We start from the raw sequence: 15,684 nt of genomic DNA, 5'->3' as shown, positions 1-15,684 counted from the left end.
GTCAACATTCATAGGAAAACATCAACGCCAACCATTATATTATACTAAGCCCTTCTCCTTCAAACTTACGTACGTCCCATCTCCGATAATAATGTGATCCAGCACGTCTATGCCGACAATTGAGCCGGCCTCGATCAGTCTTTTGGTTATTTGGATGTCCTCTGGACTAGGCGTAGGATCACCACTGGGATGGTTGTGTGCGCACACAATAGAGGCGCTGCTGCATTTGATGGCAGCCCGGAACACTTCACGCGGATGTACAATCGAAGCGTTAAGGCTACCCATGGAGAGTGTTTCCTGGGCAATAATGTGGTTTTTGCTATTCAGGAAAAGACACACAAAGTGTTCTTTCTGCAAGTAACGTAATTGTTCGGTAAGAATATCGGCCGCATCACGAGGGGTACGGATTGAAGTTGACTGTGTAAGTCTGCTCTTCGCAATCCGATGACCAAGCTCAATGCTGGCTTTCAGCTGTACAGCCTTGGCCATGCCGATTCCCTTCATTGCAGTCAGTTCTTCCAGGCTCAAATCCATCAACGAGCGAATTCCACCCGCTTCGGTCAGAATCCGCTGTGCCATATGCACTGCGGACTCCTGTCTTGTGCCTGTTCGAAGTAAGATCGCCAGCAATTCAGCATGGCTTAAGGCGCCCGCCCCGTATTCCATCATGCGTTCTCTCGGGCGTTCTTCCTGGGGGATGTCGCGCATCATATATTGAGGCGACTCCATATGTTCCCTCTTTTCAGATCGTCAACTGCGGAATTTCATGTTCGTGGCAGTACATGTACGCCGAATCCATCCAGCATATCGCTAAGCAAGGACAACGGTAGTCCCACCACATTGAAATAACATCCTTCAACACGTTCTATCAGTGAAGCACCAATGCCCTGAATGGCATATGATCCTGCCTTGTCCGAAGGCTCTCCAGTCTGAACATACGCACGAATCGTAGCGTCAGACAGTTCCTTCATCGTTACATCCGTCTGCCGATACTGAACCATGGATTGTCCATTTCCTGCATCGATACAAGCTACTCCCGTGAAAACACGGTGTACACGACCCTGTAGACGAGATAACATACGTACAGCGTCCGCTTCGTCTACGGGTTTACCGAGAATATCACCGTCCAGAACGACAACAGTGTCACTACCAACAATAACTGCGTCCTGTTCACGGCCTTCCAGTCCGCGATAAACGGCAAGCGCCTTACGCATCGCAAGTTCCTGTACCGTCTGTTCAGGAGTCCATTCCGGCGGTGTATCTTCATCGGCGTGACTTGGTATTACTTCAAAAGCTAGATGGAGTGATGCGATCAGTTCTTTACGCCGTGGCGATGTCGAAGCCAGAATAATGCGACGCTGTTGTGTTTTATCCAAAATAACCGGCCCCTTATGCTACGGCGACATCCTGTCGGATCACGCTAGTAGATATCATTTTTTTAGTTTCTTCGTCAAAATTCGTCATTCTCCTATAACCTGCGATACAGCCATACAGCAGCAATAATACCAATCAAGCTCAGGAGGCTCATTTGAAATTGAAATGAAATATCATAACTGATAATATCCAGATCAGCCTGCGGCGACCAACGAATGGTCGTGGCTTTCGTTAGAAAGGCAACGGCCTTTACAGGCTGCAGTGCCTTGGCGATCCACGCACCGGCCAGCCAGCCGAGCAGCAGAAACAGCAATAACATGCCGAAGTTTTTTTTCATCGGTGATCTTCCCTCGCCATTTTTTGACACCCACATTATTATACGGGGTTTTGTACGTCAATACAAACACAAATCCGGCAAGGGGAACTATTTCCAGTTCCTTGCCGGATAGGTATTTCAAGGCTGTGTTATGGGAAAGCGTTGATTATTGTTTTATCGCTTCAAGCCATTTTTTTTGCTGTAATACATATTCCATCAGATCGGACTGTACGGACCACATATACACATTAGCCGGATTTTTGTTGTATTCGGCAATAGCCGTTACCGCACTGTTCATCGATTTTTCCATCGCGGATACATAGGGTTGTACGTCTGCACTCAGACCTGGCGCGATACTATTTAAACCGGTTAGCCAGAGCTGATGCTGGTTCTGTAAAGAGGTCATCGTTTCGGTTGAAACGGCTTCAGGAACAGACTGACCAAGCTGCTGGATCGAGAGGGTAGACAGTTGTTCAACCAAGGCCGACCCACTTGCGAAGAATTGCTTCACATCCTCTGCTTTTCCGCCGAAAACTGCCGGATTCACTTCAGGGTTGACAATTTCCTTAACGTACAGCTCCACACCTTCGGCCTTAAGCCTTGAGCTGAGCAGCTTGGCCTCCTCACGGTCAGCCGAAATGCCTGCATATACCCGGTTACCATCCTCCGGATCGGAGCCTGCCGCAATCCCTGCCTGGGACAGCTCCACCTTCGCCTGTTCAGCGCGTTCAGGAGAACTGAATACACCATATTGCAGTGCATAATAGCTGCCGCCTGTAGTCGTTGCCTGGAGCTGCTGTTCCGAACCTGCCACTCCCTGCTGACCTGTCACGGCCGATACCGCCTGATTGGCGGGCATCTTGCTCCCAGGATCTACAGCCCCTTCCCGATTAAAAAAAGAAAGAATAACCATGCCAAAGAGGGCCCCGGTTACAAGCGCACCCGTTACTGAACCAATCATTTTCCAACCCCTCGGGGGGCGATTTCGCTTATACGAGTAGTTTTCACTATCTGCAAGCCAATCATGGCCTCCATAATTCTCGTCCGATCTGTTCTCGTCCTCATCTCCCGGATACGCACTTAGATGATTATAACTGTATCGGGGCTCATCGAGTTTAGAATCCTTGTCCGTTCTTGGGTAAGGTTCAGGTACAGTGGAGCCTGTCAGCATCGTCTCTCCCCAGTCACCGGGTATTTCCTCTGGTGTCCATGAAGGTGTTGTATTCAACTGCGTTGGTGTTGGCGTTGGACTGTGCGGAATTTCTTCACTCAAAGCTGCAAATGTGCTGGATGTGGGTATCCCCTTTTTTTCAGGCTTGTCCGACTCGTTATCCCCAAAGCGAAACGTCATTCTAGCATTGCTCACCCCGTACCCTCTCCTTTGTCCCATTTATAACAGCTATATGTGGAGAGAGTCAGAAACATTCCATTTCATGCAAAAAACCGCCTGCTTCGAAATGAAGTCAGACGGTTTTACAATTGTATTTATTTCAACCCTTTGGCAAGTGTATCGCCAACTTTCCAGATATCACCTGCACCCATCGTGAGCACAAGATCGCCTGGCTGAAGACGGTTCTGCAAATCTGCCACAACTTCTTCCTTTGTCGGAAGATAACGTGCAGAAGCATTACTGTTTTGAACGATGAGTTCAACCAGCCTAGCCGAGTGAACACCTTCAATCTGTTTTTCACCCGCAGGGGAATAGATGTCGGTAATGAGAACCTCATCCGCTTCTGCAAAGGCACGACTGAACGCATCAAGCAGGAAGAACGTACGTGTGTAACGCTGTGGCTGGAATACCGCAATGATACGTTTCCCCGTTGCTTTGGCCGCACTGATTGTAGCCTCAATCTCGGTCGGGTGATGCGCATAGTCATCAATAATCAGCATATCACGCGCCTCGCCCAGCACCTGGAATCTGCGTTTTGCTCCATGGAACTGGATAATGGCAGCCGTAATTTTCTCAAATGGAATACCTGCTTCCAGACAGGTGATGACCGTAGCCATCGCATTATAAACGTTATGTTTACCTGGAACTGACAGCTCCACCGTACCCAACACATTGCCCTGATGGCTCATCGTGAAGGAAATTCGGCGGTCGCCAAGCACGATATCTGTTGCCGTATAATCAGCAGCATAATCAATGCCGTATGTGGTTACCCGTGATTTCAGCTCTGGCAAAATGGCCTGAACATTCTCGTCGTCAGCACACACAATAGCCGTGCCTTCTGGACGAATCTGACTCAGGAACTGCACATAAGCCTTTTTGAGTTCCTCAAAATCACTGTTGTAGTTCTCAAGATGATCCGCTTCAATATTCGTCACAATACCGAGCCAAGGGTGATACTGCAAAAATGAACCGTCGCTCTCATCCGCCTCGGCAACGACCCAGTCGCCTTGACCTGCCTTGGCGTTGGTCCCCACGTTCATGATCTCCCCGCCAATAATGTATGTCGGGTCTGTATCACATTTATCCATAACAAGTGCAATCATGGATGACGTGGTTGTTTTGCCATGAGCCCCGGCTACAGCCACACCTTTGCGCTCATTCAGCAAACGTGCGAGCATCTGGGCGCGATGCAGAATCGGGATGTTCAGCTTTTCAGCTGCTACCCGCTCCACATTATCAGCCGGAGCAGCCGTAGAGTAGACAACGAGGTCTGCCCCATTTACGTGCTCTGCTGTATGTCCGATATATATTTTCGCTCCCTTGGCTGCCAGCTTCTCGGTCAACTCCTGTGAAGCGACATCCGATCCGGTAACGGTGTATCCCATCTCAAGCATAACTCTCGCGATGGCACTCATGCCATATCCGCCAATTCCTATAAAATGAACGTGTTCCGATGTATTTAACAAAACTTTCACCAACCTTTTTCAGAATCGGTTTGATGCAAAAGGGCTGCCCGCACATCTGCAATGAGGTACAATGTGCCGGACACCACCCCCAGATCTTCCGCTTCCGTCCGTGACTTCAATAGATCAAGTGCCTTTGCCCATTCGGGCTCGACGATGATTTCCAGCTCCGGTTTCGCAATGGCGGGACGTACCCGTTCGACGATCTGCAGCAAATCGGCTGCATCCATTTTGCGTCGGAAATCTGGCTCGGTCAGGATCAGCGTATCCACTAGTGGCAGTATATGCTGCAAATACGCTTCGTGATGCTTATTCGCCAGCATGCCCATCATCAAAATTAACTTGTTGTGAGGATATACGTCGATAATGCTCTTGGCCAGTGATTCGGCACCCTCCGGATTATGTGCTCCATCCAGAACAATGCGGGGCTGATCAACCACTTTCTCGAACCGTCCTGCCCAGAAGGCATGTTCCAGTCCAAGTGCAATATCTTCATCATCCAGCATAAATGCCATGTATTGGCGAAGCAACTCCAGTACCATAAGTGCGCCCGCAGCATTATCGCATTGATGTACGCCCTGCATGCGAATACGAACGTCCAGATCACGGAACGGTCCTGTAAAATGAAAAGATTGTCCGTTCTCATCACTGTCCAGCCTATGATAGGAGAAACGATCTCCCGCCAGATACACGGTTGAACGCAGCCGCTCTGCCGTTTCCTGAATCACCTTCACAGCCTCTGGCTGCGTGGCACAGGTAACAACGGGTACCCCCGCCTTAATAATGCCTGCCTTCTCTCCAGCAATCGCCTCAATCGTATCTCCCAGTACATCCGTATGGTCCATACCGATATTGGTAATGACCGATACCACGGGTGTAACAATATTCGTTACGTCCATCCTTCCCCCGAGCCCTGTCTCCCATACCACAATGTCCGGGTAGCACTCTTCCGCATAATACAGAAGGGCGAGTGCTGTGGATACCTCAAACATCGTGGGTGATCCAAGGGGAGTTGAAGCCATCTCTTGAACCAACGGATACAGACGGTTCGAGAGTTTGAGCAACGTTTCTTCCGGGATGTCCTCACCGTTGTACTGAAAACGGTTTGTGAATTTGGTGATATACGGGGATGTGAACGTTCCAACATCATATCCCGCCTGAAGAAGCACTGACGTCAAAAAAGCGCAAGTCGAACCTTTGCCGTTCGTTCCCGCGACATGAATAAATTTGAGACGCTGGTGAGGATTGCCCAGCAATGACATCAATCCCTCGATTCGTTCCAATCCAGGTCGGATGCCAAAAGGAATAAGGCCATTGATCCAGTTCACGGCCTCGTCATAGGTAAGTAAAGGAGATGCTATTTCTGTCCCGTTAAGTTCCGTCATATGATTCACCTTCGGTTTGAGTTTGGTTGAAAAAAGCGGCCGGATGGCGCATAAGCACTCCATCCGACCCGAATATATTAACCTTTCAGTTCCTTGATTCGTGCAATCACCTTATCCCGTTTATCGGAATAATCCGCTTGCTTGGCGCGCTCTTCCTCGATAACCTTGGCAGGAGCCTTGGCAACAAAGCCTTCGTTCGCCAGCTTTTTCTCCACACGGAGTACTTCGCCCTCAAGGTTCTGCAACTCTTTCTCCAGACGAGCCACTTCCTGATCAATATCAATAAGACCCGCCAGCGGCAAGTACAGCTCAGCCCCAGTAATGACAGCAGTCATTGATTTATCCGGTGAGCTCAGATCCAGGCCGCTGTCGAACTCGGACGTATTACAGAAACGTTTGATGTAATGGCTGTTGCGTTCAATGATGCTGGATGTCTCTGCGTTGTTCGCTTTCACCATCAATTCAATTTTCTTGCTCATTGGTACGTTTACTTCTGCACGGATGTTTCGTACTGCACGAATGGTATCCATAAGCAGGTTCATCTCGGCAACTGCTTCTGGGTTCTCCAACGCAGGGTCATACACCGGCCAGGAAGCCAACGTAATCGTCTCGCCTTCATGCGGCAGATGCTGCCAAATCTCTTCCGAAATGTACGGCATGAACGGATGAATCAGGCGCATAGTCTGATCCAACACATAAGCAAGTACCGATTGTGTTTTCTTCTTGGCAACCGGATCTTCACCATAGAAGGACAACTTCGCAAATTCAATATACCAGTCACACAAGTCATCCCAAATAAAGTTATACAGCAAACGGCCTGTTTCTCCAAATTCATATGCTTCGATTAGACGCGTAATATCACGAGAAGTTTCGTTCAGGCGGTGCAAAATCCAATAATCCGCTGTTCCAAGGTCTCCACTAATATCACGATCTTCATAGGTGAACCCTTCCAGATTCATCAAAGCGAAGCGCGATGCATTCCAGATTTTATTGGCAAAGTTACGAGCCTGTTCAACCCGCTCCCAGCGGAAACGGAGATCCTGACCCGGAGTGCTGCTTGTAGAGATCATGTAACGCATTGCATCCGCACCATATTTCTCAATCACATCCAACGGATCAACACCATTGCCGAGCGATTTGGACATCTTGCGTCCGTCTGCATCACGAACAAGACCGTGCATCAGCACATCCTTGAACGGAACTTCTTCCGTGAACTCCAGAGCGGTAAAGATCATGCGCGCCACCCAGAAATAAATAATGTCATACCCTGTTACGAGTACACTTGTCGGGTAATAACGTTTCAGATCTTCCGTGTCTTCCGGCCAGCCTAATGTAGAGAATGGCCATAATGCGGAGCTGAACCATGTATCCAGAACGTCTTCATCCTGTCTCAGCTTGCGTCCAGCGTATTCTGGCAATGTTGTCGGATCTTCAGCAGATACAATAACTTCTCCAGTCTCCTCGTCATACCAGGCAGGAATACGATGACCCCACCACAATTGACGAGAGATACACCAGTCACGAACATTCTCGATCCAGTTCAGATACGTTTTCTCAAAACGATCCGGAACAAAATGAACCCCTTCACCGCTTTGTTGCTTCTCAATCGCTTTTTCTGCGAGTGGCTTCATCTCAACAAACCACTGTGTCGACAAATATGGCTCAACGACAGCTCCTGTACGTTCACTGTGTCCAACCTGATGCGTATGATCCTCGATGTTGATCAATACGCCCTGTTCTTGCAGGTCGGCAACAATCTGCTTACGGCAGTCGCTGCGATCAAGTCCCTGATATTTGCCTGCTTCGGCATTCATCGTACCCGTCTCATCCATCACCGTAATCTGCGGCAGATCATGACGGAGGCCCACTTCGAAGTCATTCGGATCATGAGCAGGCGTAATTTTCACGGCGCCGCTTCCGAAATCTTTATCTACATACTCATCTGCAATAACCGGAATTTCGCGTCCGATAATAGGCAGAACGAGCACCTTGCCAATCATGTCTGCGTAACGCTCATCCTTCGGATGAACAGCAACTGCCGTATCTCCCAGCATCGTTTCCGGGCGAGTAGTCGCTACTGTGACATAACCACTTCCGTCTTTGAGCGGATAACGCAGGTGGTACAAGTGACCCTGAACTTCTTTATATTCAACCTCAATGTCGGACAGTGCAGTCCGGTTCACCGGGTCCCAGTTAATGATTCGTTTGCCACGATAAATGAGGCCTTTTTCATACAGTTGAACAAACACTTTACGTACAGCCTGGGATAGACCTTCGTCCAGTGTAAAACGTTCACGCGAGTAATCGAGAGACAAGCCCATTTTGCCCCATTGCTGACGAATGGTTGTTGCGTATTGCTCCTTCCAGTCCCATACCTTCTCCAAGAACTTTTCGCGTCCCAGATCATAACGAGTCTGACCTTCTTCACGCAATTTCTGCTCTACTTTGGTTTGAGTAGCAATACCTGCATGGTCAGAACCCGGCAGCCACAGTGCATCATAGCCCTGCATCCGCTTGGTACGAATCAGAATATCCTGCAGTGTAAAATCGAGCGCATGCCCGATATGGAGCATTCCGGTTACGTTCGGGGGTGGAATTACAATCGTATAAGGTTCAGCGTCTTTGCGCTGGCCTGCCTTGAAATATCCATTTTCCATCCAAGTGGAATACCATTTTTGTTCCGCAGCTTTCGGATCATATGTGGTTGGCATTTCTGTTGCAGCTGAATTTTTTTGTTCAGACATGTGTCATTCCTCCGTTACTTATTCATCATCGCCAAAAAACAAAAAAAACCTTTCATCCATCAAAGGACGAAAGGTTAGCTTTCGCGGTACCACCTTTGTTTCACGCAGATAGAAGATAGACTACCCCTTCTATACTTACGTGACACTTCAAGCAGATAACGGCTGCGACCGGCCCATCCTACCTTAGGAATGAATGATACTAAAGTTACTCATCCCTTGTATTCAAACAGGCAACTCCCGGGCGACTTCGATCAGTTGGTTCCTACGGAATTTCCCAGCGCTACAATCCCGCTCTCTGAAAGGTCATACTGTCTACTACTCCCGATCCACGTTGTTCTTCAAAAAACCTAAACACATCATACCCTGCCCGTGCCCGATAGTCAACCTGACAACAGCGGAAAAAGCGTGCTGCAATGCAGGTTGAGGGCAGATAAAGCAAAAACCCGCCATCCTCAAGGGATCACGGGTCGAAATGGTCATTAAACCTGCCTACAGGTTAAGGGATATATAGAATCTGTCCTTCTTCCACAACCTGTTCGGAAAGACGATTATACAACTGGAGCTCTCGGGTACTTAACTGATATCGGTCTGCTATAGTATCGAGTGTCTCTTCACGCTGTACAATGCATAATTTCACCTTACGGAACGGAGTCTGATCGACAATGGTGCCGAGAAACAGGTTCTTCCACTCTACATCATCAGGCTGGTATGCTTCTTCCTGCAGGACTCCAGCGAGTGCCTCTTGCTCCCGTTCTGCTTCCGCTTCACGTGTCACTCTGCCAGAGGATAACAAGGAGGAGATGCCCACGCCTTCTTCCTGTTTGGGCGCAGTCTCTCTCTTGCTGCCAAAAGCAACCTTGAGCTCCGGCTTGTCTTCCGTCTCAGCCACAGGTTCAGGAATAAATGCTTCTTTTTCAACGGACTCATTCGTGTCCAACGCTTCAAGAGGAGGTCTGTCTTCCTCTGAAATTTCCGGTTCAGACGCTGCAAAGACATCCTGCCAGTTCTCTGACTGCGAACCTGCCGGGACATCTGCAACCGCCTTCTCCTCTTGCTTTGGTTCGGATCGGGCAGATTCAAAATGCCATACGTCCGGTGCTGCAGGTTCATCGGAAGGCTGCGCGTCCCGCTTGGAATCGGCCTGTTCCGAATTCCTCAAGTTCGTATGTAAGGTCTCGACGGAAGGCTCGGACCAGACAGACGACTCTTCAGCCAGAGGAAGCAAAGGCTCGGATTCAGGGTAAGAAGCCAACCTGTCGGCTGTCTCCGCCAAAAAAGACGAAACGGGAGAAGGCGTATCGGACAACACTTCCGCTTGCGTTTCATCCTCCTTGTCCCTCAAGGATGAGGACTCTTCGTTTTCAGCTCCTATTTTGCTTTGCTCCGCGTTCCCATCCCCTTGCTGCCAAGACTGAAACGGTTCGGGAGTAGCTTGAAATAGATGTTCCCGCTGCAGCTCCTCTTCGCTCCGTTGAAGCAAATACTCCTGAGCAAATACATTGGGAGAGCTGCCTGTCTGCTCTGTGTCAGCTGAACGGTCGCCCTGCCTAGGATCGGGCGAATGTATAACGGTAAATTCATCTGCTGACCAGACCTGCGGTTCCTCCACCGGAAAGCCCTCGATGCCGCGTAGCGACAATACGCCAGTAATGTTCAGACTTCGGTCGGATAACAAATCGACATCAAAATTTTCGATCTCAATGGAAATATCCTCAAGCGATCTTACCCGGTTCAAGGGTACCGTGATCTCCACCGGGATAAAATGTTTGAGTTCCTCCGAGATCTCATTCTCTCCCCGATACGCACCTGTTAGCAAAAGATGACCTCGTAATGTTGCATGATCATCCTGACCGATCACCTGAATACGGGGATATAACTCAATTTCCTCCAGTTCCTCAATCGCAGGGACTCCCTCTGACAAATGAACGCGCTCATAAATATCGAACCGCAAACCATAAGGTTGATTCAACAAAGGTGGCGTCCTCCTTTCGGCATATGTTCACCATGATCCTTCTCATGGGACTGATCCATGGTCCAAATCCTTCGTTACCCCATCTATATGCCTTGAATGAGATGAGCATGCCACCTTTTATGCAAACCTTCCCAGTTTATTGGTCCTTGTCTTCCCGCCCTGCCAGTTGTTCGAAATCCTGCGGCCAAGGATCAGCCACTTCAATTCGTGCCCCTGTGAGCGGATGACTAAAACTCAGCGTCTCACCATGAAGCGCCTGCCGACCAATAGAATCCCTTCTGCCTCCATATAACTCATCTCCGACGAGGGGATGCCCCGCATAACTTAAATGCACCCGAATCTGGTGTGTACGCCCTGTATCCAGTGTCAGCCGGACAAGGGTAGCCCTGTCCCACACCTCCACGATCTCCACATGAGTTACAGCGTCCTGTCCACCTTCAGAGACACGTCTGCGTTGCTTGTGATGCCTGTCCTTCCCAATCGGAGCATCAATCGTAATCAGCTCCGTGGATATCTGACCGCCTGCAATGGCAACATAATGCCGCCCAATGTCTTTACGCCGCATGGCTTCATCCAGTTTGGCGAGAGCAAAAGCATTTTTGGCATATAAAACAGGCCCAGTTGTGTCCTCGTCCAGACGATGAACATGGCGTACATTCGCCTGAATTCCATTCATTTCGTAATAGGAGGCCACCGCGTGATCCAGCGTAATCGCTTGATCCGCCCGGCTCCCATCGGGATGAAGCTTCATTCCGGCCGGTTTGTGCACAACCAGACAGAAGTCATCCTCATACAAAACATCGATATCCGTCCAACGCGGTTCAACATCGATCGGCTGAGACGCAAAAAGGGCCAGCCGAAGCCGGTCCCCTGCCAGTTGTATGCCCTGGTTCGTCTTTAGCTGACGCAACATTTTCTCTGGTAACTGAAGCTCGGACAAGAGCCATTGCTCTGCAGCCGTTTGCCTGTCTGAACTTCCCGTCACCGCTTTGCCTGGCATTAGCTCAAGCCATTCCCCGCGGCGTTTCCAACTTTTGATGGTCATAGCGATTGAAGAGCCTTACGGTTCGCCTCAATCGTATCGTCAATATCCTGCTCCGTATGCACGCCAGAGACAAACATGCCTTCGTATTGGGAAGGTGCAACACTCACACCCTGATCAATCATGGCCGCGAAGTAACGACGGAATTGATCCAGATTGCTTTCTTTGGCGAAATCATAATTCGTAACCGGAACAGCACTGAAAAATGGACATACCATCGAACCCACACGGTTAATGGTTATGGGTACACCCGTCTCTGCTGCATTCTTTTCAAACCCAGCCTGCAAGCGTGCGGACAGTGTCTCCAGACGATCATAGACCTCCGGTGTCAACAATTTGAGCGTCGTATAACCTGCTGCCATAGCCAGCGGATTACCACTCAGCGTCCCTGCCTGATAGATCGGTCCGGTCGGAGCAATCTGTTCCATCAGATCACGTCTGCCGCCATAAGCACCCACCGGAAGCCCGCCACCGATGACTTTACCCAGACAAGTCAGGTCAGGTGTTACGCCATATCGTCCCTGTGCACAGTTCAACCCTACACGGAATCCGGTCATAACTTCATCAAAAATGAGCAAACTGCCGTATTGAGACGTCAAACTACGCAAGCCTTCAAGGAAACCTGGAACTGGTGGCACAACTCCCATATTACCTGCAACAGGTTCCACAATGACGGCTGCCAGTTCTTCACCATAACGTTCAAAAGCAAGCTTCACTGACTCCAGGTCATTGTATGGAACCGTAATCGTATTGATGGCCACACCTTCAGGAACACCAGGGCTGTCAGGCAGACCCAGTGTTGCTACACCAGATCCTGCTTTGATCAGCAAGCTGTCGGCATGTCCGTGATATGATCCTTCAAATTTCAAAATTTTACTGCGTCCGGTTACACCACGTGCCAGCCGAATTGCACTCATGGTTGCTTCCGTACCGGAATTCACCATTCGTACAATATCGATCGAAGGCACACGCTCACAGACGAGTTTAGCCATCTCGGTCTCCAGGAGTGTTGGCGCACCAAAGCTTGTTCCTTTAAGGGCTGTCTCACGCAAAGCTTCCACAACGTCAGGATGTGCATGTCCCATAATAAGCGGACCCCAGGATCCCACATAATCAATAAAAACATTGCCATCGATATCATAGATTTTGGAGCCTTCTCCGCGCTCTGCATAGATCGGGGTAAGCCCCACCGATTTGAACGCCCGAACGGGACTGTTCACACCCCCAGGTATGTACTGCTTGGCTTCTTCAAATGCGCTGCGTGAGCGCTCATCATTACGACGAGTTCCTTGTTGTGCAGTCATGAACATCCTCCTTAATATAAATTTATTTCTCGGCCAGCCAGCGTGACGCGTCTTTTCCGTAGTACGTAATAATCATATCTGCCCCCGCACGTTTCATACTCAGCAGAATTTCCATGGCCACTTTCTTCTCATCAATCCAGCCTTGAATTGCTGCTGCCTTCACCATGGCATACTCTCCACTTACGTTGTAAGCAACCAGTGGAAGATCAAAATTGTCCTTGATCGTACGCATGACATCCAGATAGGACAGGGAAGGTTTCACCATCAGCATGTCAGCTCCTTCGAGCACATCGGTTTCGGCTTCACGTAATGCTTCACGAGCGTTCGCCGGGTCCATCTGATATGACTTGCGATCTCCGAATTGCGGCGTGGAATCGGCAGCTTCGCGGAATGGACCATAGAATGCCGACGCATATTTTACGGAGTAGGACATAATCGGAATATGACTAAAACCATTCTCATCCAGTCCGGCACGGATCGCTTGGACAAATCCATCCATCATGTTGGATGGTGCAATAATGTCCGCTCCAGCTTTGGCCTGGGATACCGCTGTTTTCACGAGCAGCTCCAGTGATTCGTCATTAAGGACATCTCCGCAAATGTGACCGTCCACTTCAACCGTGTGCACCATGCCACAATGACCGTGATCGGTGAATTCGCACAAACAGGTGTCCGCAACAACCAGCAGCTCAGGATACCAGGACTTAATCAGCTTCGTTGCTTCCTGTACAATACCATCTTCTGCGAATCCAGACGAACCAACACTGTCTTTGGTTTCGGGAATACCGAATAAGAGCACAGCCGGAATACCCAGTTCGGCAATCTCCTTCACTTCTTCCTGCAGACGATCCAGCGAGAAGCGGAATACGCCTGGCATAGATTTGATCTCAGATTTTACATTTTCACCATAAGTAACATAGATGGGTTGGATAAAGTCATCCACAGTCAAATGGGTCTCTCTCACCATATTGCGAATACCTGTGGATTGACGTAAACGGCGATGCCGCACAATTGGAAAACTCATACGTGTGAAACCTCCTTGAATAGTGATATGGAGCAAAAAGCGAAGCGCGCCGGTATCGTAACGAATTCAGCACGCTTCATCTATCGATTGCGGTTCAATTTATATGGTTAGCAGGAAATACAGCTTCTGTAGCAGGCTTTCGTTTCCAATCAGACAACACAGAAATCAGACTCTCAATGGTTGCTTCTTCAGCCATCATGGTGACCTTCAAGCCTGCTGCTTCTGCCGTCTTCGCTGTAACAGGCCCGATACATGCGACCTCTACATTTTTCAATAAAGGCAAAGGGTCCTGCAATCCCATCCGTTTCAAAATACTCATGAAATTGGTGACGGTGGAAGAACTCGTGAAGGTCATCGCATGAATGCCGCCCTCTTCAAGCAGCTTCAGCAATTCATCGTCATCCTCGCCAGCCAGAATGGTGTCATAGATAATTGCCTCGGTGACCAGAAGTCCCCGCTCCCTCAACTGTTCAGGCAACCAGGAACGTGCAAGATCTCCATGTGGTAAAAGCACCCTCTGGCCTTGCTTCAATTCATTTTCAAATGCTTCAAGCATACCTTCAGCCTGAAATGGCCCCTGAATGACCTCCGCTACAATGCCATACTTACGCAAAGCTTCCCCAGTGGAAGGTCCTACCGCAGCAACTCTCGCTTGATGAATGGAGCGAATATCTTTACCTTGCTGCTGCAAATGACGGAAAAAGAATTCCACTCCGTTTACACTCGTAAAAAATACCCAGTCAAATGTACTTAACGCACCAAAGGCCTGTTTGACACTTTCCAGTGCCGACTCCCCTGATGGCATCACGGTCTCAATTACCGGAAATTCGTAAGGTTCGCCGCCAAGTTCCTCGATCCGGTTCACCAATTCACTAGCCTGACTGCGAGCTCTCGTCACCAAAATGCGTTTGCCAAACAACGGCAGTGCTTCTGCCCATTTCAACTGTTCACGCTGGTTCACCACCTCACCAACAACAATGACAGCGGGTGGTTGAAAATTCGCAGCGATCACTTTTGCTTCGATATCTTCAAGCGTGCCTGTAATCGTATCCTGCTCTGCTCTTGTGCCCCAGCGAATCAATGCCACCGGTGTTTGCGCCGGGCGTCCGTGACGAATCAACTGTTCGCTGATATATCCAATTTTGGAGACACCCATCATAAATACCAGTGTGCCTGTAGCATTCGTCACTTTATCCCAATGAATACTGCGGTCAAGCTTGTCCGGACTCTCATGCCCCGTAATGATGGAAATAGAGGAAGCATAGTCGCGGTGGGTCACAGGTATTCCAGCATAAGCAGGTACACTTATTGCTGAGGTTACACCAGGTACGATTTCAAAAGGAATGTTGTTTTTGCGCAGCAGATCAGCCTCTTCACCTACGCGTCCGAATATCGTCGGGTCTCCCCCTTTAAGCCGGACCACAACCTTGCCTTCCAGTGCGAGATCAACCAACAGCTGGTTGATCTCTTCCTGCTTCATCGTATGTCGATCCGGCCGTTTGCCCACATAGATCTTAACCGCGCCGGGCTTCATTTGTTTAAGTAATCTCGGACTAGCCAACCGATCGTAAACGACAGCATCCGCTCGACCGATCGATTCCCAGCCCTTTACCGTAATCAGCTTGGCGTCCCCTGGACCTGCACCAACCAAAAAGACCTTCCCCACCATG

Annotated in this window: 12 protein-coding genes and 1 other annotated feature; all 12 genes read right to left on the bottom strand. The window is 49.4% G+C overall.

All coding sequences use genetic code 11. From position 1 onward, the window contains the following. Positions 1–39: 39 nt before the first annotated feature. On the bottom strand, positions 40–729 hold the full coding sequence (gene radC / locus HW560_RS12170) for a RadC family protein (RefSeq protein WP_090904374.1): 690 nt from the start codon (positions 727–729) through the stop codon (positions 40–42). Between the two features lie 35 nt (positions 730–764). After that, a complete protein-coding gene (locus HW560_RS12165; RefSeq protein WP_090904375.1) occupies positions 765–1,376 on the bottom strand; it encodes a Maf family protein in 612 nt (203 codons plus the stop codon). A 92-nt stretch (positions 1,377–1,468) separates the two neighbouring features. Continuing rightward, positions 1,469–1,711 carry a DUF4321 domain-containing protein gene (locus HW560_RS12160; RefSeq protein ID WP_090904376.1) on the bottom strand — a complete coding sequence of 81 codons (243 nt, stop codon included), beginning with the start codon at positions 1,709–1,711 and terminating at the stop codon, positions 1,469–1,471. 145 nt (positions 1,712–1,856) lie between these two features. Next, a complete protein-coding gene (locus HW560_RS12155) occupies positions 1,857–3,056 on the bottom strand; it encodes an SPOR domain-containing protein (RefSeq protein WP_179263250.1) in 1,200 nt (399 codons plus the stop codon). A 119-nt stretch (positions 3,057–3,175) separates the two neighbouring features. Further along, a complete protein-coding gene (gene murC / locus HW560_RS12150; protein WP_256222490.1) occupies positions 3,176–4,495 on the bottom strand; it encodes a UDP-N-acetylmuramate--L-alanine ligase in 1,320 nt (439 codons plus the stop codon). Positions 4,496–4,551: 56 nt separating this feature from the next. Further along, positions 4,552–5,928, bottom strand: coding sequence for a bifunctional folylpolyglutamate synthase/dihydrofolate synthase (locus tag HW560_RS12145; RefSeq protein WP_090904379.1), 1,377 nt, complete (start codon positions 5,926–5,928; stop codon positions 4,552–4,554). Positions 5,929–6,005: 77 nt separating this feature from the next. After that, positions 6,006–8,672, bottom strand: coding sequence for a valine--tRNA ligase (locus HW560_RS12140; protein WP_179263248.1), 2,667 nt, complete (start codon positions 8,670–8,672; stop codon positions 6,006–6,008). 59 nt (positions 8,673–8,731) lie between these two features. Beyond that, positions 8,732–9,010 (bottom strand) — a binding site (T-box leader). Positions 9,011–9,168: 158 nt separating this feature from the next. Further along, a complete protein-coding gene (locus HW560_RS12135; RefSeq protein WP_090904380.1) occupies positions 9,169–10,644 on the bottom strand; it encodes a LysM peptidoglycan-binding domain-containing protein in 1,476 nt (491 codons plus the stop codon). A 136-nt stretch (positions 10,645–10,780) separates the two neighbouring features. Next, entirely contained in the window at positions 10,781–11,689 is a 909-nt protein-coding gene (locus HW560_RS12130) for an RluA family pseudouridine synthase (protein WP_090904381.1), read from the bottom strand. Beyond that, positions 11,686–12,990: a glutamate-1-semialdehyde 2,1-aminomutase gene (gene hemL, locus HW560_RS12125; protein WP_179263246.1), complete on the bottom strand. Its 1,305-nt coding sequence runs from the start codon at positions 12,988–12,990 to the stop codon at positions 11,686–11,688. The genes HW560_RS12130 and hemL overlap by 4 nt, the downstream gene beginning before the upstream one ends. 22 nt (positions 12,991–13,012) lie before the next feature. Then, complete coding sequence (gene hemB, locus HW560_RS12120; protein ID WP_090904383.1) at positions 13,013–14,014, bottom strand: porphobilinogen synthase; 1,002 nt, start codon at positions 14,012–14,014, stop codon at positions 13,013–13,015. Positions 14,015–14,108: 94 nt separating this feature from the next. Continuing rightward, complete coding sequence (gene cobA, locus HW560_RS12115; protein WP_090904384.1) at positions 14,109–15,683, bottom strand: uroporphyrinogen-III C-methyltransferase; 1,575 nt, start codon at positions 15,681–15,683, stop codon at positions 14,109–14,111. Between the last annotated feature and the right edge of the window lies 1 nt (position 15,684).

The organism is Paenibacillus sp. E222 (assembly GCF_013401555.1).
GTDB lineage: Bacteria > Bacillota > Bacilli > Paenibacillales > Paenibacillaceae > Paenibacillus.
Note: the sequence above shows the minus strand (reverse complement) of the source record. Positions and strands in the feature narration are given on the sequence as shown.